Origin of the sequence: Streptomyces sp. NPDC091271 (assembly GCF_044757505.1) — a bacterium.
Taxonomy (GTDB): domain Bacteria; phylum Actinomycetota; class Actinomycetes; order Streptomycetales; family Streptomycetaceae; genus Streptomyces.
The window spans coordinates 531240-557513 of the sequence record NZ_JBIVVD010000007.1; the positions used below are offsets into that span (position 1 = coordinate 531240).

Below are 26274 nucleotides of genomic sequence, written 5' to 3' on the forward strand. Positions count from 1 at the left end.
CCGCAGGCTCAGTCGGCCATCCGCGCCCGCAGCCGCTTCCAGAGCGCCGGCGTCCCGCTGATCAACAGCGTCAGCACGACCGCCGCGAGCACGCCCTCCCAGGGCTCGGCGAACAGCGAACCGCCGAGGACCCCGATCAGCTGATACGTCGCCGCCCAGGCCAGACACGCGGGTACGTCACCACGGGCGAACTGCCGCAGCGGCATCTCGCCGAGCAGACAGGCCAGCATCACGGGTATGCGCCCGGCCGGCACCAGCCGGGACAGGACCAGCACCATCGTGTCGTGCTCGTCCAGCTTGCGCTGTGCCTGCGCGAGCCGTTCCGGAGCGGCCCTGCTGGTGATCGCCTCCAGCCACTTCGAGCCGTTCTTGGACCGCACCCCGCGCTGCCCCAGCCAGTACAGGCATACGTCCCCGAGGAACGCCGCACCCGACGCCACGGCGAACACCACGAGCAGCGCGAACGGTGACGTCTGGTGGAGCGTCACCACGGACGCCGTACTCACCAGCGCCCCCGTGGGCACCACCGGCACCAGGGACCCCAGCGCCACGAGCAGGAACAGCGACGGATAGCCGACGGCCTGCTGCGTCGACTCCGTCGGCAGCTGCCCCAGCACTTCCTCTATCACCTACGGGCCTCCGGCCTCACATGCTCGCCGTGCCCCAGTCGGTGCACCGCCACTTCCGGTGCCACCCGTGCCGCCTGCCGCACGAACTCGTCGCCCGGCGCATGGAACTCGTGCGGCTTGACCCCGTCCATCCCGATCGGCCAGTACGTGCCGTAGTGCACCGGCACCGCGGACCGCGGCTCCAGCATGGTGAGCACCTGAGCGGCGCGGGCCGCGTCCAGATGGTGGTGGCCCAGATTGGGTCCCCAGCCGCCCACCGGAAGCAGCGCCACGTCCACCGGCCCCACCGCGTCGGCCATGCCCTCGAAGAGCCCGGTGTCGCCCGCGAAATAGGTGCGGGCCTCGCCCTCGACGACGTACCCGAGAGCGGGCACCCGGCGCGGGCCGACCGGCAGCCGGCGCCCGTCGTGCAGAGCCGGAACCGCCCGGACCAGGACCTCGCCGACCCGCACCACGTCCCCCGGCGCGACCTCGGAGATCCGCAGCCCGCGCGCCCGGCGCAGCAGCCTGAGGCCCGGGACGGCCCCCACGGCGCCACGGGGCACGATCAGCAGGCTGCCGGGGGCGAGTCGGGCCAGGGAGGGGAGATGCAGATGGTCGGAGTGCAGGTGGGAGATGAGGACCGCGTCGGCGACCGCGGCCTCCGGCGGCGGGATCTCGCCCCGGCGCCGGCGCAGATGTGCGAAGCGCCGTGCGAACAGCGGGTCGGTCAGCACCCGGACTCCGGTGTCCTCGATCGTGCAGGTGGCATGACCCCACCAGGTGACCTCCACCGCCGTGCCTCCTCGTCCCCGCCCTTGCCGGCCTCGTACTCGTACGCGTACGAGAGTAGGCGCTTCGCGCTCCTCCCACGCCGGAGTGCTCCTTCGCGCCCGGCCCGGCAGGCCCGTGGGCGATTACGGAGGGCTACCCCAGAGGTAGGGTCATGGCCGGCATCCGGGCCCCGGAAAGGGCCCGGGGCCTGGGAAGATCCCGAAACGGCTATGACAGGCTTGATGCGGGCCCATGCCGAAAACGGGGCCCGGACGTGAGGTGGAACGGCGTGAGTGACGGGCGATGGCGCAGGGCGGGGGGAACCCTCATACGCGTGATCTCGGTGTGGGCCGTCTCCACGCTCACCATGCTGGCGCTGGCGGGGATCCTGCCCGACTTCCAGCTCCAGGCCGACGACGGGGACACCGTCACGCGGACCGCCTTCACCGCGGCCTGGGGCGCGGGCGCATTCGGTCTGCTGTCCGCCCTGGTGTGGCCGGTGCTCGTCAGATCGCTGCTCATCGTGCCCGCCCTGGTGCTGGGCGCCCTGGTCTTCTTCCTCAACGGCTCGCTGCTGCTGGTCGCCCTGCGGCTCATCCCGGACGGGCGCGGGGACGCCAACCCGGAGACCGCCGTCGTCGTGGCCGCCGTCATGTCGGCCGTCGCCTCCGCGACCTCCACGGCCCTCGCGGTCCGTGACGACGACGCCTACCGGCGCAGACTCTCCCGCCTCGCCGACCGGCGCCGCAGACGCAGCGGCATGCCGCAGACAGCGGACGGCGGCCGCGGCGGCCCGGCCGGGATCGTGTTCGTCCAGCTCGACGGTGTGGGCCACGACGTACTCGAACAGGCCGCGGCCGACGGGCTCATGCCGACCGTGGCCGGTCTGCTCTCCGACGAGGCGGGCCACCGGCTCACCCCGTGGACCACGGACTGGTCCAGCCAGACCGGTGCCAGCCAGCTCGGCATCCTGCACGGCAGCAACTTCGATGTGCCGGCCTTCCGATGGTTCGAGAAGGAGACCGGCACCGTCATGGTCTCCAGCAGACCGGCGAGCGCACTCGAACTCCAGCGCAGGGCCATCGCCCGCACCCATGACGGCGGCCTGCTGACCGTCGACGGCGCCAGCCGGGGGAACCTCTTCAGCGGCGGGGCGGACCAGCTCGCCCTGGTCCTGTCGATGGCCGCCAGGCTCGGCAAGGGGCGTCGCTCGCGCGCCGGCTACTTCGCCTACTTCTCCGACCCGGCCAACGCGGTCCGTACAGCCCTGTCCTTCGTCGCCGAGGTGGGCCGCGAGATCGGCCAGTCCGTCCGGGCACGGGTGCGGAAGGAGAACCCGCGGGTCAAGCGCGGCGGGCTGTACCCCTTCATCAGGGCCTTCGCGACCGTCGTGGAACGCGACGTGGTGGTCGCCGCGGTGATCGGCGACATGTTCGCGGGACGCACCGCGGTCTACGCCGACCTGGTCGCCTACGACGAGGTGGCCCACCACTCCGGGCCGTTCAGCAGGGACGCGGAGAAGGTCCTGACACGGCTCGACCGGTCGCTGGGCCTCATCCTCAAGATCGCCGACCACACCCCGCGCGACTACCGGGTCGTGCTGCTGTCCGACCACGGCCAGAGCCCGGGGGAGACCTTCGCGGGACGCTACGGGCTCACACTCAAGGACCTCGTACGGGCCGGCTGCGGACTGCCCGTGCCGCGCAGCGTCCAGCGCACCCGCAGTGCCTCCGAGGCCCGCGACGCCGTGCGCATCGCGCTGCACAGGCCGGTCGCCGGGGAGCAGGAGGCGGAGCACCCGGCCAAGAACTCCGACCCGGTGGTGCTCGCCTCCGGAAACCTCGGGCTGCTGTCGTTCCCGGACATCGAGGGGCGGGCCACGCGCGAGCAGCTCGACCGGCGCTACCCCGCACTGCTCGGCACGCTCGCCGCCCATCCTGGGATCGGCTTCCTGCTCGTGCGGAGCCAGAAGCACGGGTCGGTGGTGCTCGGGCCGGGCGGTGTGGAGGTCCCGGTGGCGGAGCTGACGGACGGGGAAGGGCCCATTGCCGTCTTCGGGGCCGGTGCGGCGGACGCGGTGCGGCGGACCGACGGTTTCCCGCATGTCGCGGACGTCATGGTCAATTCGATGTACGACCCGGAGACCGGCCGCGTACACGCCTTCGAGGAGCAGATCGGCTCGCACGGCGGACTGGGCGGTGAACAGTCGCGGCCGTTCCTTCTGTGGCCGCGGACCCTGACGGACCCCCTGGACGCCGTGGCGGCGGATGCACCCCGTGGGGCGTCTCCGGCCGGTCCGGTGGGCGTTCCCGCGGCCGGTCCGGTGGGGGCGGAGGCGGTGCACCGGGTGCTGGCACGCTGGCTGAGGGAGCTGTCCGGCCCCCAGGTGCCGCTGCGGCAGGAGGGCTTCACCGGGGCGGTGCGGGTGGACGAGCCGCTCCCGGCCGGCCGGCCGCTTCCGGACGGACAACCGCTCTCGGACGGAACGCCGTTCCCGGCCGGACAACACCTTTCCGAGGGACCGGCCGTCGCGGACGTCCCTGTCCGCGCCGATGTCCCGGATTCCGGCGACGCCGTCCCGGGCCCACGCGGGTGAGAGGCCCCGGGCGTCAGGCGGACTCGCGCCGCACCAGCGTCGGGTGGAAGACCACGGAGGGAGCAGGGCCCGCGCCCGGCTTGCCGATCTGCTTGAGGAGGAGTCGGGCCATCTCGGAGGCCATCTCCTCCACCGGCTGACGTACGGTCGTCAGCGGTGGATCGCACGCCACCGCAGCGTTGCTGTCGTCGAAACCCACCACCGCCACGTCCCCCGGCACATCCTTGCCCGCCCGCAGCAGCACCGGCAGGGCGCCCAGCGCCATCAGGTCCGAGGCGATGAACACAGCGTCCAGATCCGGCCGTTCGCGCAGCAGCCGGCGCATCGCCGAAGCCCCGCCCGACTGGGTGAAGTCCCCCTCGGCGGTCACCACGTCCCCGATGCCGTGCTGCTCCAGCGCGTCCAGGAAGCCGGTCAGACGCACCTGCCCCGCAGGCATGTCCTGCGGACCCGCCACCGTCCCGATACGCCGCCGGCCCAGGGCCGCAAGGTGGTCGGCCGCCATCTGGGCCCCCGCCCGCTGATCCGCCTCGACGTAGGTGAGCGGCGAGGGCCGCCGGGGCCGTCCGGCCAGCACGGCGGGCAGCCGGGTGTCGTGCAGCAGCCCGGGCAGCGGGTCGTCGGCGTGCGAGGAGATCAGCACCACCCCGTCGACGTGCCCCTGGCGGAGATACGACAGGAGCTGATTGCGGGAGGCCTCGTCGTCGGAGAGCATCAGCACCATCTGGATCCCGGCGGGGCGCAGCACGTCCATCAGCCCGCCGACCACGCGTCCGAAGTGCGGGTCGGAGAACATCCGGCCGATGAACGGCTCGGAGACCGGCCGCCGTTCACGCTCGGACACCACCAGGGCGATCGAATCGGTACGCCGGGTCACCAGTGAACGCGCCGCACGATTGGGGACGTAGCCGGTGGCGGCCACCGCCTCCTCCACGACCCGCCGCAACGCCGGGTCCACCGTGGTCGCGCCGTTGATCACACGGGACACGGTCGCCCGGGAGACGCCCGCCACCGCGGCCACGTCCTCCAAGGTGGCGGGGCGTACGGGCGGCGATACGTCGGCAGTCATGCAGTCTTTATACAAGGTGATCCGACGGGCAGGCGAAGGCTTCCGGCACGTCAGCGGGTGTGCTTGCCCGCGTGCAGCGCGGCAGGGCGGCCAGTTGTGTCCCACGCGCGGTGACGAGCTCCCTGGCCCGTGCCCTGGCGTCCCCACGGCTGCCCGCCGACACCTCCGAGCGCGAGACCTGTTGCGACTGGCGCAGATGGTCACGGATCTGCTCCATCAGCAGACGGTCGAAGGCCGCCCCCTCGGCCGTACGGGCATCCTCGATGTCCTGGGGCGTCACCATGCCTGGCATGTCATGCCCCTTGTGCAGGTCGGTGTCCGGCAGCCCCATCCGGTCCCGCAGCCCCCGCAGCGCCGCCAGTTCGGTGTTCTGGGCGGTCCGCAGGCGGGAGGCCCAGTCCCGCAGCCGGGGAACGGTGGCCTTCTCCGCCGCGAGGTCCAGCAGGATCAGGGCCTGTTGGTCCATCGGGATCATCAACTGGACCCAGGCGGAGTCGGTCGGGTCCGCGGAGGAGGCGGCACCGTCCGTCGTACGTGACGGCACGGGACGGGGTTCCGGAGGCCGTTCTCCGTCCCGGCCGCACGAGGTCAGGACGGCGAGCAGGAGAAGCAGCGCTGCGGCGCGACGAACCGGCATCGGCAGGTCTTCCTTGCGCGAGGGCGCCTGCCCGGGCCGTGTGGGCCCGGACAGACACCGGTGGACAGTGGATCCACGGCAGATCAGGGGGTGCCGTCGGCGCCGCACTTGATGATGGCGTTGATGCAGTCGCGGACCCGCTGTGCCATCTCGGCCTCGGGCCATACGTTGAAGAAGTCGCCGTGCATGGTGTAACCGCGCCCCGAGGCCAGTCGGAGCCGTGCCGGGTCACCGTTGACCGGATAGCGCAGGACCTGGCGCAGTTTGGGCACCGCGACCGGATGGGTCGACGGGCAGGCGCCGCCCACCGGATAGGCCATGTGGCTCTTGTGGTCGGCCGAGTCGAGGTCCGTGCCGTTCCAGCACTGGGGGAAGTCGAGGTAACTCTCCAGCATCGAGCCGGCCGGGCAGTTGACGAAGTCGTGGGACGGGTTGACCTCACCGTGGTGCAGACACGACCAGCGCGAGATGGTGTTGTCGTCGGGGCCGGTCGCCTTCGCGTTGCCCGCGACGATCCGCAGCCCCCGGGGGAACGGCTTGATCGTACGGATGATGTCGTCCCGCACCCCCTCGCCGAGGTAGTAGAAGGTGGTGCCGGTGGGCTCCACCTCCTTGGCGCCGTCGTACAGCGTGGGGACCCAGTACGAGGACAGGTCGGTCGTGGGTGAGCAGCTGGTGCGGCCCTTCTCCAACGAGGCCAGGTCGGAATGCGCATTGGTGGTGTCGTTGCCGAAGAAACTGTGCATGTGCGAGGCGCCGGGGAGGTTGGGCAGCACGATCGGATCGTCGGGAGCGCGGTGGGTGTAGGGGCACTCCGCGAGGAACTCCGCGACCCGGACGACATCGGCCGCGGCCTTCGGCCCGGGCTGTGCGGTCCGGTCACCGGCCGCGTTTCCCGTGTTGGCCTGGACGAGGGTCAGGGCCAGGGCGGCGGCGGCCAGCCCCGCGATCCGGTAGCGCCACGGCGGGAGGATTCCGCGTCCGCGGTGTCCGGGCTTACGTCTGCTGAGGAAGAGCACGGCACTCCTGTTCCGAGAAGTGGGGGGGCCTCCGACCGGTTGTCCGGCCGGGGAGAGAGCGCTCTCTCATGGAACGTAGAAGTGTGATGTAAGCATGTCAAGTCTCTGCGTGGGAGCCTCAATTATCGTCCGCTTGAACGGAGTTGTTGGTGTCAATCACGGGAGAGCGCTCTCTCGTCGATGGTCCCGGATGGTGGCCGGAGGGCGTTGTCAGTGGTGGACGGCAGGATGGTGGTCATGACGACGAACTCAGTCGGTGTGCTCGCCGACACCGCCGCCTACGCGGCCGCTGTGGAAGAAGCCGAGCGTGCCGCCGCCGCGTATTACGCCACAGGTGAGAGCACGCTCGACGACGATGCGTACGACCGCCTGGTGCGCGGGATCGCGGCCTACGAGGAGGAGCACCCGCAGGAGGTGCTGGACGCCTCGCCGACCGGGAAGGTCGCCGGTGGGGCGGCTTCGGGGGACGTGCCGCACACCGCCCCGATGCTCTCGCTGGACAATGTCTTCTCCGCAGAGCAGTTCGTCACGTGGACCGCCTCCGTGGAGCGGCGTATAGGCAGGTCTGTCGCCGCCTGGAGCGTGGAGCCGAAGCTCGACGGTCTCGCCGTCGCCGCACGCTACCGGAAGGGCCGCCTCGACCGGTTGATCACCCGTGGCGACGGGACGGCCGGGGAGGACGTCTCGCACGCGATCGGTACGGTGCTCGGCCTGCCCGAGCGGCTCGGGGCTCCCGCCACCCTGGAGGTGCGCGGCGAGATCCTCATGACCAACGAGCAGTTCGAGCAGGCCAACACGGTGCGCACGGAGCACGGAGCCGCGCCCTTCGCCAATCCGCGTAACGGGGCGGCAGGCACCCTGCGGGCCAAGGACCGTCCCTACCGCGTGGAGATGACCTTCTTCGCTTACGGCGCGCTCGCGCTGCCCGAATCCGGCGAGCTGGCCGCCACCCTGGCCGAACTCCCGCACAGCGAGGTCCTGGAGTACGTCGCGGGGCTCGGCGTTCACACGGCCGCGGACACCGCGGTCGCCCCACGCACCGTCACGACGGTCGAGGAGGTGCAGGCCGGGGTCGAGGACATCGCGTCCCTGCGCGCGTCCCTGCCGTTCGGGATCGACGGCATCGTGATCAAGGCGGACCTGGCGGCAGACCAGCGCGACGCGGGATCGGGCACGCGGGCGCCACGCTGGGCCATCGCCTACAAGCTCCCGGCGGTGGAGAAGGTCACCCGGCTGCTGGGCGTCGAATGGAACGTCGGCAGGACCGGCATCATCGCGCCCCGCGCGGTGCTGGAGCCCGTCGAGATCGACGGGTCCACCGTCGGCTACGCCACCCTGCACAACCCGGCCGACATCACGCGCCGCGATCTGCGCCTGGGCGACCACGTGATGGTCTACAAGGCGGGCGACATCATCCCCCGCATCGAGGCCCCGGTCGCACATCTGCGGACGGGTGAGGAGAAGCCGGTCGAGTTCCCCGAGGTCTGCCCCCAGTGCGGGTCGGAGATCGACATGAGCGAACAGCGCTGGCGCTGCGTCCGGGGCCGCGACTGCCGCCTGGTCGCCTCCATCTCCTATGCGGCGGGCCGTGACCAGCTCGACATCGAAGGGCTCGGCGCGACGCGGGTCGTCCAGCTCGTCGACGCGGGCCTCGTCCAGGACTTCGCCGATCTCTTCACGCTGGAGCGGGACCAGCTGCTCTCGCTGGAGCGGATGGGGGAGACCTCCACCGACAATCTGCTGGCGGCCATCGAGACGGCCAGGACCCGTCCGCTGTCCCGCGTCTTCTGCGCCCTCGGTGTGCGGGGCACGGGCCGCTCCATGTCCCGCCGGATCGCCCGCTACTTCGCCTCGATGGACCGGATCGTCGCGGCGGACGCGGAGGCGTTGCAGCAGGTCGACGGAATCGGCAAGGAGAAGGCCGCAGCGGTCGTCACGGAGCTCGCGGAGCTGGCGCCGCTGATCGGCAAACTGGTGGCCGCGGACGTCAATATGACGGAACCCGGTGCGACTCCTCCGCCGGAGCCCGGTGCCGAGGCGGAGAGCGGAGACGAGGACCGGACGACGGCCGGCCTGCCGCTCGCCGGTATGACGGTCGTGGTCACCGGAGCCATGACCGGGGCTCTGGAGAAGCTCTCGCGCAATCAGATGAACGAGCTGATCGAGCGGGCCGGCGGGAAGTCGTCCTCCAGTGTCTCCAAGCGCACCAGCCTGCTGGTCGCCGGCGAGAAGGCAGGGTCCAAGCGGGCCAAGGCGGAGGATCTGGGAGTCCGGATTGCCGCACCCGAGGAGTTCGCCGAGCTGGTCGAGAGTCACCTCGCCTCTGAGGCGTGAACGGTACACGCGGGCGCAAGCCTTGGAATTGTCAAGGGAGTGGCGGTTCCATGCCTTGTATTGCATAGTGAGGGCTCGATCATGCCTCGCTATCAGCGGTCGGTGAGTGCGGGCGGCTGAGGCGGCAGACCTGAGGGTGAGGACCTGATGCGTTCTTCGCGTGACGGACGGCGGCGTGGCCGGCCGGTCCTCCGGCAGCGGGTCGCACACGCAGGAGCGGCGCACCGCCCCGGTCCCGTCACGGGACTGGCCATCGACCTGGGCAGCTCCGGGGCCCGCGCCTGGGTCCCGGGGCGCGGCCTTGTCGCCGGCGGACCGGCCGGCTGGGAGGACCACGCGAGCCGGCCGGTCCGGCGGGGGCGCATCGTCGACGAGGCGTCCTGCGCCGGACTGCTGGGCCGCGTCGCCGACACCGCGCTCGGCGACTACCGGCAGGACAGCGTGATCGTGCTGAGCCGCCCGGTCCTGGCCGGACGGGAACACCGCACGCTTGCGGGGGAACTCCTCGCCGCTCTGGGCGCGTCCAGGGCCGTGGTCCTGAACAGCGCCGGCGCCGTGGCGGCGTCCGCCGGGCTGCTGGGCAGCGGCCCCGTGCTGGTCGTCGACATGGGTGCCGAGCTGACCGAAGTCGCCCTGCTCGTGGACGGACGGGTCGTCGACGCCCGCCAGACCGACGCGGGACTCAGCGATCTCGAACCGCGGACACTGCAGGCGGAACTCGTCCGTAGCGTCCTCGATATGATCACGTCCATGTGCCGTGCGGACCAGCACGGCGCGGTGCGCGGAGCGTTGCGCCGTGGGCCCGTGCTCACCGGTGGCGGAGCGCTCCGCAGCGACGTCACCGACCTGATCGCGGGCCGCCTGGGTGTGCCGGTGCGCATCGCCCCCGACCCGTCGACCGCTGTCGTACGGGGCGCCGCGATGATCCTGGACCTCCTGCCGGCCCCCGCCGGTACGGCTGCGGTGTCCCTTCGCCCGGTCCGGCCGAGGTGAGCCCCCTTCCGGGGGCACCCCGGGGGAACGCGCCCCCGAGGGCGCCGCGCGGCACACGGCCGCACGACGCGCGGACCTTCGGCCCACGACTGCACGACCCGCGAGCGCATGGCACGCGACCGCACGGCACCCCGCGGCATGAGGTGCGACACCTTCTTGCCGCGCTGCTCCTCACCGTCCTGACTCTTCTCGGGGGCGCGCCGGCAGCCGCCGGAACCACACTCCCCGCGCCCGGCCCCGGCGCCGCGCACGCCGCCCCCGCCGGGCACATCGCCGATCCCGCCGTCGGTCTGGTGCCGCGCGCGGGGGCCGACCGCCCCAACCCCCAGCACCACGTTCCCCCTGCCGGCTGCCCCGGCGCCCTGCCACCGCACACGCAGGGTCTTCCTCTGCCTCGGGGCATCGCGTCGGGAGCGGTGCGCGCGGGCCCCTTCATCGTCGTAAGGGCAGGGGCGGCGCTTCCCGGTGTGCGGGGTCCTCCAGGGGGGACGGCCGGTCAGCCGGCCGTCCGCCGGTCCTGTTCCACAGACCTGTCGCCCCGCCCTCCCCTCTGAGACCAGGGCGGACGACGCCCACTCAAGGGGATCCCCATGACTCGCGCCACCACGGTGCGAGCGGTTCTGGCTGCCGCCGTTCTGCTCGTCTCCGTGTTCATCACGCTGACCATGTCGCCCAGACTCGGCCTCGACCTCCAGGGCGGCACCCGGATGGTGCTGCAGGCCAAGGACTCCGGCACCGCGAAGGCGGACCGTGAGACCACCGATCGCACCCTGGAGGTCCTACGGCAGCGCATCGACTCCCTCGGCGTCGCCGAACCGGTCCTGACCCGCTCGGGCGAGGACCGGATCATCGTCGAACTACCCGACGTCCAGGACCCGCGCCAGGCCGCGGAGGTCATCGGCAGAACCGCCCAGCTCAGCTTCCACTCCGTCCTGGGCGCCGGGGCCCAGGAGCAGAAGGACGCGGAGACCGAGGCAGCCGGGGACGGGCCGACACTCCCCGACGAACAGGGCGGACTCCTCGACCTCGGCCCTACGCAGCTCTCCGGCGCCGGGGTCGAGGACGCCACCGCGAACTTCGACGCCCAGCAGGGAACGGGCTGGAGCGTCTCGCTCGACTTCCACAAGGACGCGGGCAGGAAGTGGACCGAGCTCACCGGGGAAGCCGCGTGCAACCCGCCCCAGGACGAACGGCGCCGAGTCGCGATCGTCCTCGACGGGAAGGTCATCTCCTCGCCGCAGGTCGACCCGTCGGTCGGCTGCAAGGCGGGGCTGCCCTCGGGGTCCACCCAGATCACCGGCTCCTTCAGCGCCGACCAGGCGCGCGACCTCGCCCTGCTCATCAAGGGCGGCGCACTTCCCGTCCCCGTGGAGATCGTCGAGCAGCGGACCGTCGGCCCGACCCTCGGGGCCGCCGCCATCGACGCCGGCGCCCAGGCCGCCCTCATCGGCGCCGCAGCCACGGCGCTCTTCATCACCTTCATGTACCGGCTGTCCGGTGCGCTCGCCGCGCTCGCCCTCGCCGCCTACGGAGTGATCTCGTACGCCGCGCTCGTCGTCCTCGGCGTCACCCTGACCCTGCCGGGACTCGCAGGCTTCGTCCTCGCCATCGGAATGGCGGTCGATGCCAACGTCCTTGTCTTCGAACGGGCACGGGAGGAGTACGCGGAGCGGCGGAACGGTTCACTGCGCTCCGCGCTGAGCGCCGGATTCCGTAACGCCTGGAGCGCCGTCGCCGACTCCAACGTCACCACACTCATCGCCGCCGGCCTCCTCTTCCTCCTCGGCTCGGGGCCGGTCAAGGGCTTCGGAGTCACCCTCGCCATCGGTGTCCTGGTCTCGATGTTCTCCGCGCTCGTCATCGCCCGCGCGCTCACCGGGATCGCGGCGGGATCCCGGTTCGTCGGTGACTACGCGGGCGTCAACGGCATCGCACGGCCCGGCCGCGTACGCACCTGGCTGAACGCCCGGGACCCCCAGCTGTTCCGGGCCCCGCGCCGCCGGCTGATGACGTCCACCGTTCTTGTCCTGGTCGCAGTGACCGGCATCCTCGTGCGCGGAGTCGACCTGGGGGTCGAATTCACCGGGGGCCGGCTCGTGGAGTACTCCACCAGCCGGCCCGTCGACGTCGAGACCGCCCGCGACACGATCGCCGCCGCGGGATTCGCCGACGCCGAGGTCACCACCGCTGGCGAGCACGATCTTTCGGTACGTACCGGGAAACTGGACAACGACGGGGAGCACGCCCTGCGGGCCGCGCTTGCCGAGGAGGGCGGCGAGGCCACGAAGGTGCGCGACGAGCTGATCGGCCCCAGTCTCGGGGACGAGCTGCGGCGCAACGCCCTGATCGCCCTGGGCGTGGCCGTGCTCGTGCAACTGGCCTATCTCGCGGCCCGCTTCCGCTGGACGTTCGCCGTGGCGTCGGTCGGGGCCCTGGTCCACGACGTGGTCATCCTGGTCGGCGCCTTCGCCTGGCTCGGACGCCCCGTCGACGGGATCTTCCTGGCCGCCCTGCTCACCGTCATCGGTTACTCCGTCAACGACTCCGTGGTGGTGTTCGACCGGGTACGTGAGCTCTGGGCCAGGAACCGGCGCATCCCGGTCGCCGACGTGGCCAACCGTGCCGTCCTGCAGACCGTCCCACGCACCGTCAACACGGGGATGGGCGCCCTGTTCATCCTGGTCGCCCTCGCGGTGCTGGGCGGCGACTCGTTGGCGGACTTCGCGCTCGCCCTTCTGATCGGCATCTGCGTCGGGACGTACTCCTCGGTGATGACCGCCGTACCGGGAGCGCTCCTGCTGGAGAGGAGCAGCAAGGCCCCACCGCCCGCCCGCAAGCGGGCACCGGGGCGCGGGAAGAAGGTCGGCAAGCCACGCCGGGACCCCGCCGACAACGGGGCACGCGTCTAGGGTCACCACGTGCCGGGCGGGGGATACAGCCCCGCCCGGCGCGTACGGAGAGCAGGATCGCCGGGCCGGGGCACAATCCTGACCACGTCGAGTGATCGGAGTGTTCCCCTCATGCCCCTCGTGCTGCGTGAGGCCAGGGACACGCTCGTACCGGACATGGGCGGTCCGCACGGCCCGCTGCCGCCGGTGATGCTCGTCCTGACCGTGCTCACCGGGCTGGTCGACGCGTTCAGCTATCTGCTCCTCGGGCATGTCTTCGTCGCCAACATGACGGGCAACGTCGTCTTCATGGGCTTCGCCCTCGCAGGAGCGGAGGGCTTCTCGACGCTCGCCTCGATCGTGGCGCTCGTGTCGTTCGGGGCCGGGGCGCTGGCCGGCGGCATCACCGTCCACCGGGCGAGGGCGCACCGGGGCCGTCAGTTGCAGCACGCGCTCCTCGTCGAGACCGTCTTCGTCACCGCTGCCATGATCGTCACGCTGGTCTCGGGCGGACCGTACGCCGGGGGAGCCCGTTTCACCCTCATCGCGCTGCTCGCCCTCGGGCTCGGTGTGCAGAACGCCGCAGTCAGGGCGCTCGCCGTACCCGACCTCACCACCACCGTGCTGACCCGCACCCTGACCGGCGCCGTGGCCGACAGCCGGTTCGCCAAGGGGCCCGGCAGCCGGGCGGGGCGCAGGGTCCTCTCCGCCGCCGCCCTGCTGGCCGGTGCATTTGTCGGGGCTCTGGTCCTGCTGAACGGGCACCCGACGCTTCCTCTGGTTCTCGCCGTGGTCCTCCTGGCCGTCCTGAGCACGGCGGCGACGCTGCTGGCCCGCAGCGACGCGCCCTGGACGCGCCCGCGCGACAGGGCATGAGGCGGGCCCCGGCCGGCGGCGGCAGCCCCGCCCCGTGTAAGGCGCGACACCCGGCGCACCCGGACCGTAACGTCACAGGCACCGTCGACCGCACCCGTACGCCCAGGAGCCGCCGAATGCCCACTGAACCGCTGTCCGCAGACGACATCGAGGCCGGCCTGCGCGAGTTGCCCGGCTGGCAGCTGGAGGGGGACCGGATCACCCGTACCTACCGGCTGCCCTCCCACTTCGCCGCCGCCGGGCTGACCGTCCACGTCGCCCAGATCCAGGATGAGCTCAACCACCACTCGGAGCTGACGCTCAATTACCACACGGTGGCCCTCGCCGTGCACACGCATGACGCGGGCGGCGCTGTCACACGCAAGGACCTCGGGCTGGCGGCCCGGGTGGAGGCGGTCGCCGCCGGGCACGGCGCGGAGTAGGCGGGCCTCCTCACGGAGCAGGGCCGAAGCGGGGGTGTGCGGCCAGCCAGTTCGCGTAACTGTCGCTGCGCCGCACGGCCTCCGCGTACGCCGCGCGGGTGTGACCGCCCACCGCGGCGGCCGCGGCGCTCGCTGCGGGGGACTGCGGATGCCTGCCCAGCAGATGCCGCCAGCTGAGCGGCGAACCCGCGAGGGGCCGCGTCACCACGCCGGTCGTCGGCGGGAAGGTGGCGCGGCACAGCCCGATCGCCCGGCCCACCTGGACCAGATGCACCGGACGTCGTGTCCGTCTCGTACACCGACGCCGGGGTGAAGCCGGCCCGCGCGCACGCGCCGGTGAAGCAGTCGGCGAAGCATCCGTCGCCGGGGACGTCGGCCCAGCGTTCGTCCGCCAGCGCCGAGAGTTCGAGCTCCTGCCGGTCCGCCAGCGGGTGGTTCTCCGGGAGCATGACGAACACCGGGTCGACACCGATGACCTGCCAGACCAGCCGGTCCGCCATCGGCGGCGGGCTCTCCCCGCAGGCGCCGATCAGGGCGAAGTCCAGCCTGCCGTCGATCAGCAGCGAGGCGATCTCCGCCACCGACCACGAGGTGTATGTGGACACCGGCGCCGCCGGGTGAGCGGAGGCGAGCCGGTCGACCAGGCCGCCGAGCAGCGGGCCGTGCGTCCCGCCGAGTCGGAAGCGCTCCACGGTGGCCCGGGCGTTGGCGAAGCGCACCGCCTCCTCCTGGAGTCCGCTCACCGCGGGCAGCACCACCCGGGCCCGTTCCAGCACCAGTTCGCCGAGCAGGGTGGGCCGGGCACCCGTGTGGTCCCGGTCGAAGAGCGGTCCGCCGAGCGCCTTCTCGATCCGCCGCAACTGGGCGCTGAGCGCGGGCTGCGCGAGCCCGAGAGCCGCCGCGGCCTTGGTGAGGCTGCCGGTGTCGGCTATCGCCCGTACGGTGCGCAGATGACGTAACTCCAGCTCCATGCGCGCACGTTATGGCCGCCGGCATCCACCGGCAATACGTGGAGCGTGCTCCAGGTCCGGATTCATGAGGCGATCGCCCGGTCCGTCAGCCGTTCCGTCCCGCGGAGTGCCGGAGCGCGTCGACGACCAGGTCGAGGAGCTGGTCGGTCCTCTCCGGCGAGTCGCTCGCCGTGGTGGAGAGGAAGACCCCGAGCAGCATCATCGTGACGTTTTCCGGATCGACGTCCGCGCGCAGCGAGCCGGCCCGCGCGCCGCGGTCGAGGATCTCCGCGATGACTGCCGTGATCCGCTCCCGCGTCGCGGGCGTGGCGATGCTGCCCGAGGCCCAGCCCGCGCGCAGCGTGGCCGACATGCCGCGCTTGACCTGGAAGAACGCCGCGTACCGGTCCATCCATGCGCGGAGTGCGGCTTCCGGCGGCAGTTCGGAGAGCAGTACGGGCGCGCTGGAGACCACCTCGTCCAGTTCTGCCGAGTAGAGGGCCTCCACCAGCGCTTCACGGGTCGGGAAGTGCCGGTAGAGCGTGCCGATCCCTACTCCGGCCCCGCGGGCGATCGCGTCCAGGGGTACAGCCTCGGCCGTCGAGGCGAAGGCGGCTCGGGCGACGGCGAGGATCTTGTCGCGGTTTCGCCGCGCGTCGGCGCGCACCGGCCGGCCGGGCGCCGCGGCACTGCGGTCCGTGGCCGAGGATTCGTGCTCTGACAAAGCGGAGTGCCTCCGATTACTGCTAGCCTGGACTAAGCGGAGCAACTCCGCTTAACGCATCGTCTCACGAGAACCGGGAAAACCGTCATGGCCTCTCCCACCCGATCTCTCCAGCACACGGCTTCCGGCGCGCGGCGCGCCGGAGGACCCGGGCAGCTCGCGGGCCGCACCGTCTCCCGCGTCGGCTTCGGCGCGATGCAGCTCGAACGGCTTGCGGGCGACCGCAAGGCGGCCGTGGCGCTGCTGCGCCGCACCGTCGAGCTAGGCGTCGACCACCTCGACACCGCCCAGTTCTACGGCCATGGATTCGTCAACGACGTGATCCGCGAAGCCATCCGTCCCGAGGACGACGTCATGGTCGTCAGCAAGGTCGGAGCCGACCCGGACCCCGACGGCCCGTTTCCCATGCGCCTCGCGCAGCGTCCCGAGCAGCTGCGTGCCGGCGTCGAGGACAACTTGGCCGCCCTCGGACTCGACCAGATCCCGCTCGTCAATCTGCGCCGTGCGGACAACGGGCCCGGCCTGCGCGCCGAAGGCGATCAGATCGTCGACCTCGACGACCAGCTCGCCGTGATGACCGCACTGCGCGACGAGGGCAAGATCGGTGCGCTCGGCCTCAGCAGTGTCACGCTCGACGGGCTGCGCAGGGCCCTCCCCGCCGGAATCGCCTGCGTGCAGAACGCCTACAGCCTGCTCACCCGTGACGACGAGGACATGCTCCGGCTCTGTCTCGCCGAGGGCGTCGCCTGGGTGCCGTACTTCCCCCTCGGCAGCGCCTTCGACGGCCTGCCGAAGGTGTCCGAGGAGCCCGCCGTGATCGCCGCCGCCCGCGACCTGTCGGTCACTCCCGCACAGGTCGGCCTGGCCTGGCTCCTCCACCATGCCCCGAACCTGCTGCTGATTCCCGGAACTGCCGACCCGGATCACCTGCGGGCGAACGTCGACGCGGGAGCGATCACGCTCGACGAGGCGACGGTCGCGGCACTCGACGCGGTCCCGCCTCGCCCGGGAGACATCGCGCTCGGCTGAGAGAAGCCCGGACGGGATCTGACGGGTACCCCATAAGGTGGCGTCGTGCTGGATTACGACACGGAAGCCGCCCGGTACGACAGGACCCGCGGTGGGGAGCCCCGGGCCGAGGCTGCCGCGGGTGCCGTCCTCCGACTGCTGCCACCTTCCGCCCGAACACTGCTGGACGTCGGCTGCGGGACGGGACTGGTCACCCGGCAGATCGCCCAGGGACGCCCGGCGCTCCGGGTGTTCGGCGCGGACGCCTCGTACGGCATGGCGCGGCTGGCCCGGCAGCGAATCGGAGCCGTCACGCTCGCGGACGTACGGCAACTGCCTCTGCGCCCCGCCTCGGTCGACGCCGTCAGCGCCGTCTGGCTGCTGCACCTGCTGCGCGGTGACGGCCTCGTCCGCGAGGTGGTGGCCGAGGCGGCCCGGGTGCTGCGGGCCGGAGGGGTGTTCGTCGCCACGGTCGACAAGGACGCCGGGCACGACGTGGGCAGCGACATCGACGCGGTGCTCGCCCCCTACCGAAGCTCGCAACCGGCCGACGCGGCGGACCTGGTCACCGATTACGCGCGGTCCCGCGGCCTGGAGCCTGCGGGCGAGGCCGGCTTCACGGGGCACGGGCAGGGGCGCTCGCCCCTGCGCACCGCACGGGCGGTGCTGCGGGGCGACTACGCCTCGCGACTCGCGCTGCCCGGAGAGGCGGCCACCCGGCTCGCGTCCGAACTCACCGCGCTTCCCGACCCGGACCGCCCGCGGGGCGACCCCTCGTACCGGCTGCTGGCGTTCCGGGCGCGCGGCTGAGCGCCCGGCCTCGAACAGTGTCGTCGGGAAGGGCACTTCGGGGGCCCGGCGGCTTCACAGGCAGCCGCAGCCCGACGCGTAGAGCAGCAGGAACGCCGCCGTCGCCGCGACCACGATGACCGGCCACGGCTACCGCGGTCCAGTCCCCGTCGTCGGCGGCCCTTCACCGGATCGCGGAAGATCGCCCAGGCGCCGTGAGTGAGGAACAGGCTGAGCAGTCCGGCACCCGCGACGGTCAGGAGCGGGCTGAAGACCAGCTCAGGTAGGCGATCAGAACCAGTTCCGGCGAGCAGGGCGCAGGCCAGCAGGCCGAGGATCGCCTCGGCGACGGCTTCCCCCGATCATGTCTGCCAGGAAGTCGCCGATGCCCCTCACCGCTCTGCGGATCCTCTCGACGCTCCTCCGGCCCCCCCAGGGCGAGAAGGTCTCGCACGGGCTGAGGTGGAGGACCCGTGAACGGCCGGAACGGTTGCTCGGGAACACCTTCCGGTGCGGTGAGCGCCGCCGGCCGTGGAGGCAGGTCCCTCCCGGTCACCCTGCCGGCACCGCTCCCGCCCCGCCGTCCCGTGCCGCCGCCGTGCTGCCCCGCTCTATCAGCCGGGGAAGCGGAACCTGCACGGTGCGGGCAGGGCCGCCGTCGAGCAGTACGGTCAACTCCCTTGCCGCGAGCCGGCCGAACGCCACCGGGTCCCGGGAGAGCGCCGTCAGCCACGGTGCGGTCAGCCGGCAGAGTGCCGAGTCCTCCCACGACACGACCGATACGTCGTCCGGGACCGTGAGGCCGAGGCCCGTGGCGACCGCGGAACCGGCCGCGGCCATCACATCGTTGTCGTAGATCAGGGCCGTCGGCGGCATCGGCTGCTCCAGCACCTTCCTGGTGACCGCCGCCCCCTCGATGTCGGAGTAGTCCGTGGTCACCGAGTGCGCCTCGGCCAGGCCGCGCCGGTCCGCCTCGATCCGCAGGGACTCGATGCGCCGGTCGGTGTGGGCGAGGCTGGACAGACCCGCGATGTGCACGATGCGGCGGTGCCCCAGCTCGTGAAGACGGCCGACGACCGCTGCCATGGCGCCCGCGTCGTCCGCCCGGATCTGTGAGAGACCCGGATGCGGGCCCGTGTCACCGCCGGGCAGCGTGCCGATGACGACGGCGCGCAGGCCCAGTTCGTCCAGCAGGTCCGCACGTGGATCGTCCGTACGCGGGTCGACCATCAGCACGCCGTCGACCCGGTGCTCGGCCCACCAGCGCCTGTAGACGGCGCACTCGGCGGCCACGTCCTCCACCACCTGGAAGAGCAGGCCGAGTTGACGCTCGGCGAGCACCTCCTGGATACCGGAGATCAGTTGCAGGAAGAACGAGTCCACGCCCAGGTTTGCCGCCGGGCGTGCCACGACCAGCCCCACGGTGGCCGACCCCTCGCCGGACAGTGCCCGCGCGGCTGTACTCGGCCGCCAGCCCAGCTGTTCGGCGACGCGCCGGATCCGGTCCCGGGTGATCTCCGAGACGCCCGGACGGCCGTTGAGCGCGAACGAGACGGCGCTCTCCGAGACGCCGGCGCGCTGCGCGATGTCCTTCATGGTCGGCCGGCGTGCCGGTGTGCGTCTGACCGGTGAGATGTCCTCGGCCGACGGCCCCTTCGGTATCACCCGGTGCCTCTTTCCCGCGTTCCCCGTGGTCCCCAAGTGAGGTCGGCGTCTTCGCCCGGCCCTGGGGCAGTGTAAGCCTTGCCGACGGCTGGGTCGAGAGAAGTCAACGAGCAACTAATGCGCTTGAGTTGCCGGAGTCTAATGCGCTTTAGTGCACAACGGTGTCTGGAGCCTGCGGACCTCCTGACCTGCATGTATCCCGAAAGTTCGTTCAATTTTCGATGAATGTATTGACTTTCTCTCAGGTGCCTTGCAGTCTCAGCCGAGCGAAGGGGGCCGACGGGTTCACCACTCCGCTTCCCTTCGCATGCCTGGTCCGAGCAAAGGAGCCGTTCACCGTGCGCATCTCCCGCAGAGCAGCCGCCGCTGCCGTCGTACTCGCCACAGTCCTGCCGTTGAGCGCCTGCGGGGGCGGCTCCGGAGCGGGCTCCACCGATGCCTCGGGCAAGGTCGAAGGGAAGATCACCTTCCAGACCTGGAACCTGCAGGCGAACTTCAAGGACTACTTCAACGGTCTGATCGCCGACTTCGAGAAGAAGTACCCCGGCACCGAGGTCAAGTGGGTCGACCGTCCGGGCGAGGGTTACGCGGACAAGATCAGCGCCGACGCGGCCGGAGGCACCCTGCCGGACGTCGTGAACGTCTCGCCCGACCTGGTGGCGCCGTTGGCCGAGGCGGGAATCGCCCTGGACCTCGACAAGGCGGCGTCGAAGTACCGCGAGGAGTACCTGCCGGAGGCGTGGGCCAGCCATCAGGTCCCGGGCGCGGAAGGCACGTTCGCCTTCCCCTGGTATCTCAACACCGGGCCGATGTTCTACAACAAGCGGCTGCTGGAGAAGGCCGGGCTCGACGCGGCGAAGCCGCCGTCCACCTATGACGAGGTCTTCTCCGCGGGGCTGAAGCTGGCCGAGGCGAGCGACGGGAAGGTCGCGGCCCTCGCGAACGTGCCCACCATCGAGGACTTCGGCCGCTACGGCGGCGGGCTGATGAACGACGAGGGCACCGGCTTCACCTTCAACGATGCCAAGGGCGTCGAACTCCTCACAAAGTACAAGCAGTTGTACGACGCGAAGGCGCTCGACCCGCAGGCGCTGACCGCGACACCCGAGTCCTCGGGTCACAAGTTCCTCACCGAGTCCGTGGCGATGAACCCCGGCAGCGCGCTGGACCTGGCCAACTTCAAGAAGCAGGCCCCGGGGCTCTACAAGAACATCGGCATCACCGACCAGGTCAGCAACACCGGCAAGGCCAACATGTACGTCATGGGGCTCATGGTGAACGCGCAGACCGAGCAGAAGCCCGCCTCCGTGGCCTTCGCCCACTACGTCACCGACGCGACCCGGCAGATGCAGTTCGCGAAGAAGGTCGCCATCTTCCCGAGCACCGCGGGATCCCTCGACGACCCCTACTTCACCGAGGAGGACGGCACGGACGAGACCCGCGTCCGGATAGCCGCCGCCAAGTCGCTGAAGACGGCCGTCAACTACACCCCGGTGCTGTTCAGCGAACAGATGAAGACCGAGCTCCGCAACCAGATCGCCAAGGCGCTCCAGGGGAAGCAGAGCCCCAAGGAAGCTCTTGACAACGCTGTCAAGGCCTGCGACCGGCTCCTGCAGCAGAGCTGAGACCTGATGAAGACCCCTGTCACCCCCTCCGCCGCCACGCGCGCGACGGCCGACGGCGTCCCCGGGCCCCGTACCGCCCCGGCGGTGAGCGGGCCCGCGGCGCCCGGCGGCCGGCCGGCCCGCCGGATCAGCCGCCATCTTCCCCTGAGTCCGTGGCTGTTCGCGGCACCCGGACTGCTGGTCGTCGGCGCCTTCAGCCTGTACCCGTTCTTCAGCACCCTGGTCAACGCCTTCACCGACCGCCGGACGCTGGTGCCCGGCACGTTCGTCGGCCTGGACAACTTCCAGGAGCTGCTGCACGACGAGATGTTCTGGATCGGCCTCCGCAACAGCACGCTCTACGTCCTCGGCGTCGTACCCGCGCTCGTGATACTCCCGCTGATGCTCGCGATGCTCGTCCAACGGCACATCCCCGGCATCACCTTCTTCCGCTCCGCCTTCTACACCCCCGTCGTGGCCTCCATCGTGGTCGTCGGCCTGATCTGGGTGTGGATGCTCGACGACCGCGGGCTGATCAACTCCCTGCTGGAGGCGGTGGGCATCGGCAAGGTCGGCTTCCTCAGCGACCAGTGGCTGCTGCTGCTGAGCGCGATGACGGTCACGGTCTGGAAGGGCCTCGGCTACTACATGATCATCTATCTGGCGGCCCTGGCGAACGTCCCACGGGAGCTGCACGAGGCGGCCGCCGTCGACGGGGCCGGAGCGGTACGCCGCTTCTTCACCGTCACCGTTCCCGCCGTCCGCTCGACCATGGTGCTGGTCGCAGCGCTCGCCTCGGTCTCGGCCTTCAAGGTCTTCTCCGAGGTCTACCTGATGGCCGGCCCCTCCGGCGGTCCGGCCGGCGAGGACACCACCCTGGTGATGCTGGTCCAACGGGTCGGCACCGGACTGACCGGACGCGTCGGTTACGCCTCCGCGATCTCGGTCGTCATCTTCGTCGTCACCGTCGGGCTGATGCTGCTGGTGCTCCGCGCCGACCGCAAGGAGGACGCGTGAGCATCCTGAGGACCACCGACGCCGAGGGCCGCCGCATCCCGGTCTGGCAGCTCGTCCTGCGTTACGTCCTGCTGCTCCTCGTGCTGGCCCTGACCGTCGGGCCGTTCCTGTGGCAGCTCTCGACGTCGCTCAAGGGTCCGGGCGAGGACATCTTCAGCTCCCCGCCGAAGTTCTTCCCCAGCGACCCGACCCTGGACAACTACACCCGGGTCGCCGACACCATCCCGGTCTGGGAGTACGCGCTGAACTCCCTGAAGGTCGCCTCCGCCAACGTGGTGACCAACTGCGTGGGCGCCGCACTGGCCGGCTACGCGCTGGCCAGGCTGCGCTACCGGGGGCGCCGGGCCGCGACCCTGGCGTTCATCCTCGCCATGCTGGTTCCCGTGGAGGGCATCATCATCGCGCAGTTCACCACCATGCGTGATCTCGGCCTCAACAACACCCTGGTCGGGGTACTCCTGCCGGGCTCCATCGGAGCGATGAACGTCCTGCTGATGCGCAACGCCTTCCTGAACCTCCCGCAGGAGGTGGAGGAGGCCGCGTTCGTCGACGGCGCCAACGTCTGGCAGCGCTTCCTGCAGATCGCGCTGCCCTCGGTCAAGGGCACCCTCGCCGTCGTCGCGATCTTTGCCTTCATGGGCGCCTGGGACGACTTCCTGTGGCCCCTGATCGTGCTCAGCGACCCGGAGAACTTCACCCTGACCATCGGGCTGAACTACCTGCACGGCACCTTCGCCAACGACGAACGGCTCGTCGCGGCGGGCACGATCATCGCCGTGGCCCCGCTCATCGCGCTCTTCGCCTGTCTGCAGCGCTTCTTCTTCCGGGGAGTCGGCGAAGGCGCCGTCAAGGGCTGACCGTCCACCGCCCCCCACCACAGAACCAGGATCACCCCTTCCCATGAGCTCCACCGTGCCGCGTTTCGGCGCCAACTACACGCCCAGCCAGGGCTGGTTCCACCACTGGCTGGACTTCGATCTCGACGCCGTGCGCGCCGACCTGGACTCGATCGCCGGTCTCGGCCTCGACCACATCCGCGTCTTCCCGCTCTGGCCGCTCTTCCAGCCCAACCGCACGCTGATCCGCCCGCGCGCCGTCGAGCAGCTCGTCGAGCTGGCCGACGCCGCGGCCGAACGCGGCCTCGACGTCAACGTGGACGGGCTGCAGGGGCACCTGTCGAGCTTCGACTTCCTGCCCGCCTGGACGCAGACCTGGCACCGCCGCAACCTGTTCACCGACCCGGACGTCGTGGCCGGCCAGGCCGCATACCTGAGGACCCTCGCCGCCGCACTCGCCGACCGGCCCAACTTCATCGGCATGACCCTGGGCAACGAGATCAACCAGTTCTCCGGAAGCCCGCACCCAGACCCCGACCCCATCACACCCGGCCAGGCCGCCGACTGGCTGCGGACCCTGCTCGACGCGTGCGAGGACGGCGCCCCCGGGAAGCTCCATCTGCACGCGGAGTACGACGCGTCCTGGTACCAGGACGACCACGCATTCACCCCGGCGCACGCGGCCCGGATCGGTGCGGTCACCGCCGTCCACTCCTGGGTCTTCAACGGCACCGCCCAGCGCCACGGACGTCACGGCACGGCGACCGAGCACCACGCGGCGTACCTGATCGAACTCTCCAAGGCGTGGGCGCACGACCCTCACCGGCCGGTGTGGCTCCAGGAGGTGGGCGCCCCCGCGCCCCTGATCCCGGCCGACCACGCCGCCTCGTTCACGGAGGCGACCGTCGCCAACGCCCTGGACTGCGAGGACGTCTGGGGAGTCACCTGGTGGTGCTCCCACGACGTCTCACGCTCCCTGGCCGACTTCCCCGAACTGGAATACGGCCTCGGGCTGCTGACCAACGACCGGCAGGTCAAGCCCGCCGGGCAGGCCATCGCCGGGATCGTCGAGGAGCAGCGCGCGGCGGCCCACCGCCCGGCGCCCCGGACCACCGCACTCGTCGTCGACGCCGGGGACGACGACACGGCACCCCGCCGCTCGGTGTGCGCGCCCGGCGGCGCGGTCTTCGAGGCGTTCGCGCGGCTCACCGCGGACGGCGCCCGCCCCACCACCGTCCTCGCGAGCCAGGCCGAGGACCGGCACCACCTCGCCGGCCGCGGTATCACCGAGGTCGTCACGCCCGGCCAGGTCCTGTGACCCGCTGACGTACGCCACCACACCCAGCACCGGAATCGCACCTCGCACGATACGGAGCAGACCATGCCCCAGTCTCAGCAGCGCACCGCCGCCCCCACCCGGCGCACCGTCGTCCTCGCGGGCGCCGGTGCCGCGGCGGCCCTCCTCGCCCCCGCCTTTCCCGGCACGGCGGCTGCCGCCACCACCGCCGCCTCCGGAGAGCTCCAGCCCTACGCCTCGTACTGGTTCCCCGACTCGCTGCCCACCGGCACCCCCGGGGAGGGTGTGACCTGGCGGAGCCTGAAGAGCTGGCGTGCCGAGGACGACCGCGACCTCGCGTTCAACACCGCGACCGTTCCGCTCGCCGACCGCTTCACCCCCGTTCCGGTCAACACCACCGCCCGGGCCGGCCAGGCACGCAACACCTCGCTGGTCGCCTTCGGGCACACCGCGGGCAACCCGTCCCAGGGTTCGGCCACCGCCGACCATTACGCGCTGAGCCAGTGGGCCTACCTCGACGAACTCGTCTTCTGGGGCGGATCGGCCGGCGAGGGGCTGATTCTCGCGCCCAACGCGCCGGTCGTGGACGCCGCCCACCGCAACGGCGTGCCCGTCCTCGGCACCGTCTTCCTCCCCCCGGTCCACCACGGCGGTGACCTCCGCTGGACCCGCGACCTCGTGCAGCGGGACGCCGGTGGACGCTTCCCCCTGGCCGCGAAGCTGGTGGAGGTCGCCACCGTGTACGGCTTCGACGGCTGGTTCCTCAACGCCGAGACCGAGGGCGGGGACGCCGGACTCGGGGCCGACATGCTGGCGTTCGTCACCGATCTGCGGGAACGCGGGGAGGCCGCCGGGCTCCGCACCACCTGGTACGACGCCATGACGGTCGGCGGCCAGGTCGGCTGGCAGGGCGCCCTCAACGAGGAGAACACCGCGCTGTTCCAGCAGGCGGACTCGATGTTCGTCGACTTCCGCTGGACCCCGGACACCCTCACCGCGTCCGGTGAGCGGGCCGACGCCATCGGCCGCAGCCGCTACGACCTGTGGGCCGGGGTGGACGTCGAGTCCACCGGGTGGAACAAGGCCGTCGACTGGGACGCGATCGTCCCCACCGACCGCCCGCACACCGTGTCGTACGGCTTCTACCGCCCCGAATGGACGCTGAACCACCTTCCGGAGGACCGCACGCCCGGCCAGTTCCACGCCGCCGATCAGCGGTTCTGGACCGGCAGCTCGCTCGACCCCGCGAGGCCCGGCCCCAAGGAGGAGTGGCGCGCCCCGGCTGCGGTGCTCGCCGACCGCTCGACGGTCGACCGGCTTCCGTTCGCCACCACCTTCAACACCGGGCACGGCCTGCGGTGGTACGAGAAGGGGCGGCCGGTCTCGGACACCGCGTGGAACCACCTCGGGCTCCAGGACCGGCTCCCGGCACGCCGCTGGGTCGTCCGCACCGAGGGAAGCAGGCCCTCCGTGGCCTTCGACTTCGCCGACGCCTGGCGTGGTGGAAGCAGTCTCCTGGTCGACGGCGACCTGAAGGCCCCGGCCACCGTCGAGCTGTTCGGGACCCGGCTGCCGCTCTCCCGGCGTACGGTCGTCGAACTCACCCACCGCATCGATCCGGATTCCGGTCCGGTCACCGTGGAACTGGCCGTCGCCCCGCACCAACCGGACCGGGCCGGCGACCCGTTCGCCTACACCTATGTGCCGGCCGGAGAGCTGAGGCCCGGCGCGGCCGGCTGGACCACCGCGTCGCTGCGGCTGGGCTCCCTGGGCGGCACCGTCCACGCACTGGGCATCCGGCTCACCGGCACGGGCACGGGCGCCGTGCGGTGGCGGCTCGGTGCGCTGGCCGTACGCGATACCGTCAGGAAGCCGCACGCGCCGACCGCACTGCGCATCACCGACGCCGCCGCCGACGGCTCGGAGCTGCGCCTGCGGTGGCACCACGCACCGGGCCCGGTGCGTCACTACGAAGTGCACCGGATCCTCCCCGACGGCACCCTGCGCTTCCTCGGAGGCACCTGCCAGACCGCTTTCTTCCTGTCCGGCGTCCGCAGGGAGGCGGCCGAGAGGTCCGCGCGCTTCCAGGTCCGGGCCGTCGACGAGCTCTACGACCTGTCCGGCGCCGCAGTCGCCGCACACCGCTGGTAATCCACCCCCACCCGCAC

Annotated in this window: 20 protein-coding genes and 1 pseudogene; 13 read left to right on the forward strand and 8 right to left on the reverse strand. The window is 71.5% G+C overall.

The window, feature by feature from the left end; genetic code table 11:
* Positions 1 to 8: 8 nt before the first annotated feature.
* The gene (locus ACIQM3_RS29505) at positions 9 to 629 is read right to left on the reverse strand and encodes a DedA family protein (protein ID WP_401629602.1); all 621 of its coding nucleotides are present in this window, start codon (positions 627 to 629) and stop codon (positions 9 to 11) included.
* Entirely contained in the window at positions 626 to 1402 is a 777-nt protein-coding gene (locus tag ACIQM3_RS29510; protein ID WP_401629604.1) for an MBL fold metallo-hydrolase, read from the reverse strand. The genes ACIQM3_RS29505 and ACIQM3_RS29510 overlap by 4 nt, the downstream gene beginning before the upstream one ends.
* A gap of 269 nt (positions 1403 to 1671) precedes the next feature.
* On the opposite strand from ACIQM3_RS29510, the gene ACIQM3_RS29515 reads away from it, so the two are divergent.
* Positions 1672 to 3978 (forward strand): phage holin family protein, encoded by a 2307-nt coding sequence (locus ACIQM3_RS29515; RefSeq protein WP_401629607.1) that lies wholly within the window; start codon positions 1672 to 1674, stop codon positions 3976 to 3978.
* 13 nt (positions 3979 to 3991) lie between these two features.
* Here the strand turns inward: ACIQM3_RS29515 and ACIQM3_RS29520 are convergent, their stop codons facing one another.
* The 3 genes from ACIQM3_RS29520 to ACIQM3_RS29530 all read right to left on the reverse strand — a co-directional run bounded on the left by ACIQM3_RS29520 (position 3992) and on the right by ACIQM3_RS29530 (position 6703).
* Positions 3992 to 5047, reverse strand: coding sequence for a LacI family DNA-binding transcriptional regulator (locus ACIQM3_RS29520; RefSeq protein ID WP_401629610.1), 1056 nt, complete (start codon positions 5045 to 5047; stop codon positions 3992 to 3994).
* Positions 5048 to 5054: 7 nt separating this feature from the next.
* Positions 5055 to 5684 (reverse strand): DUF305 domain-containing protein, encoded by a 630-nt coding sequence (locus tag ACIQM3_RS29525; RefSeq protein WP_401629613.1) that lies wholly within the window; start codon positions 5682 to 5684, stop codon positions 5055 to 5057.
* 83 nt (positions 5685 to 5767) lie between these two features.
* Entirely contained in the window at positions 5768 to 6703 is a 936-nt protein-coding gene (locus tag ACIQM3_RS29530) for a DUF1996 domain-containing protein (protein ID WP_401629615.1), read from the reverse strand.
* A gap of 237 nt (positions 6704 to 6940) precedes the next feature.
* On the opposite strand from ACIQM3_RS29530, the gene ligA reads away from it, so the two are divergent.
* The 5 genes from ligA (at position 6941) to ACIQM3_RS29555 (ending at position 14216) form a co-directional block, all read left to right on the forward strand.
* The gene (ligA, locus tag ACIQM3_RS29535) at positions 6941 to 9037 is read left to right on the forward strand and encodes an NAD-dependent DNA ligase LigA (protein WP_401629618.1); all 2097 of its coding nucleotides are present in this window, start codon (positions 6941 to 6943) and stop codon (positions 9035 to 9037) included.
* 147 nt (positions 9038 to 9184) lie between these two features.
* Positions 9185 to 10030 (forward strand): rod shape-determining protein, encoded by an 846-nt coding sequence (locus ACIQM3_RS29540; RefSeq protein ID WP_401629620.1) that lies wholly within the window; start codon positions 9185 to 9187, stop codon positions 10028 to 10030.
* Between the two features lie 590 nt (positions 10031 to 10620).
* Positions 10621 to 12939, forward strand: coding sequence for a protein translocase subunit SecD (gene secD / locus ACIQM3_RS29545; protein ID WP_401629623.1), 2319 nt, complete (start codon positions 10621 to 10623; stop codon positions 12937 to 12939).
* A 111-nt stretch (positions 12940 to 13050) separates the two neighbouring features.
* The gene (locus ACIQM3_RS29550) at positions 13051 to 13794 is read left to right on the forward strand and encodes a YoaK family protein (protein WP_401629625.1); all 744 of its coding nucleotides are present in this window, start codon (positions 13051 to 13053) and stop codon (positions 13792 to 13794) included.
* Positions 13795 to 13910: 116 nt separating this feature from the next.
* Positions 13911 to 14216 carry a 4a-hydroxytetrahydrobiopterin dehydratase gene (locus ACIQM3_RS29555; RefSeq protein ID WP_401629628.1) on the forward strand — a complete coding sequence of 102 codons (306 nt, stop codon included), beginning with the start codon at positions 13911 to 13913 and terminating at the stop codon, positions 14214 to 14216.
* Between the two features lie 10 nt (positions 14217 to 14226).
* Here the strand turns inward: ACIQM3_RS29555 and ACIQM3_RS29560 are convergent.
* Both ACIQM3_RS29560 and ACIQM3_RS29565 read right to left on the reverse strand, forming a co-directional pair.
* A pseudogene (locus ACIQM3_RS29560) lies at positions 14227 to 15187 on the reverse strand (LysR substrate-binding domain-containing protein).
* 85 nt (positions 15188 to 15272) lie between these two features.
* Positions 15273 to 15890 carry a TetR/AcrR family transcriptional regulator gene (locus ACIQM3_RS29565; RefSeq protein ID WP_401629631.1) on the reverse strand — a complete coding sequence of 206 codons (618 nt, stop codon included), beginning with the start codon at positions 15888 to 15890 and terminating at the stop codon, positions 15273 to 15275.
* Positions 15891 to 15977: 87 nt separating this feature from the next.
* On the opposite strand from ACIQM3_RS29565, the gene ACIQM3_RS29570 reads away from it, so the two are divergent.
* Both ACIQM3_RS29570 and ACIQM3_RS29575 read left to right on the forward strand, forming a co-directional pair.
* Positions 15978 to 16919, forward strand: a complete 942-nt coding sequence (locus tag ACIQM3_RS29570) for an aldo/keto reductase (RefSeq protein ID WP_401629633.1) — start codon at positions 15978 to 15980, stop codon at positions 16917 to 16919.
* 45 nt (positions 16920 to 16964) lie between these two features.
* Entirely contained in the window at positions 16965 to 17708 is a 744-nt protein-coding gene (locus ACIQM3_RS29575; protein ID WP_401629636.1) for a class I SAM-dependent methyltransferase, read from the forward strand.
* Positions 17709 to 18239: 531 nt separating this feature from the next.
* On the opposite strand, the gene ACIQM3_RS29580 is transcribed toward ACIQM3_RS29575, so the two are convergent.
* Positions 18240 to 19283, reverse strand: coding sequence for a LacI family DNA-binding transcriptional regulator (locus tag ACIQM3_RS29580; RefSeq protein ID WP_401629808.1), 1044 nt, complete (start codon positions 19281 to 19283; stop codon positions 18240 to 18242).
* 407 nt (positions 19284 to 19690) lie between these two features.
* On the opposite strand from ACIQM3_RS29580, the gene ACIQM3_RS29585 reads away from it, so the two are divergent.
* From ACIQM3_RS29585 to ACIQM3_RS29605, 5 genes are all read left to right on the forward strand, one after another.
* Complete coding sequence (locus tag ACIQM3_RS29585; RefSeq protein WP_401629639.1) at positions 19691 to 20977, forward strand: ABC transporter substrate-binding protein; 1287 nt, start codon at positions 19691 to 19693, stop codon at positions 20975 to 20977.
* A 6-nt stretch (positions 20978 to 20983) separates the two neighbouring features.
* Complete coding sequence (locus tag ACIQM3_RS29590; protein WP_401629642.1) at positions 20984 to 21973, forward strand: carbohydrate ABC transporter permease; 990 nt, start codon at positions 20984 to 20986, stop codon at positions 21971 to 21973.
* Positions 21970 to 22830, forward strand: coding sequence for a carbohydrate ABC transporter permease (locus ACIQM3_RS29595; RefSeq protein WP_401629645.1), 861 nt, complete (start codon positions 21970 to 21972; stop codon positions 22828 to 22830). Before ACIQM3_RS29590 ends, ACIQM3_RS29595 begins: the two co-directional genes overlap by 4 nt.
* Positions 22831 to 22873: 43 nt before the next feature.
* Positions 22874 to 24127, forward strand: coding sequence for a glycosyl hydrolase (locus ACIQM3_RS29600; RefSeq protein WP_401629648.1), 1254 nt, complete (start codon positions 22874 to 22876; stop codon positions 24125 to 24127).
* Between the two features lie 63 nt (positions 24128 to 24190).
* Positions 24191 to 26257, forward strand: a complete 2067-nt coding sequence (locus tag ACIQM3_RS29605; protein ID WP_401629651.1) for an endo-beta-N-acetylglucosaminidase — start codon at positions 24191 to 24193, stop codon at positions 26255 to 26257.
* The last annotated feature ends 17 nt before the right edge of the window (positions 26258 to 26274 follow it).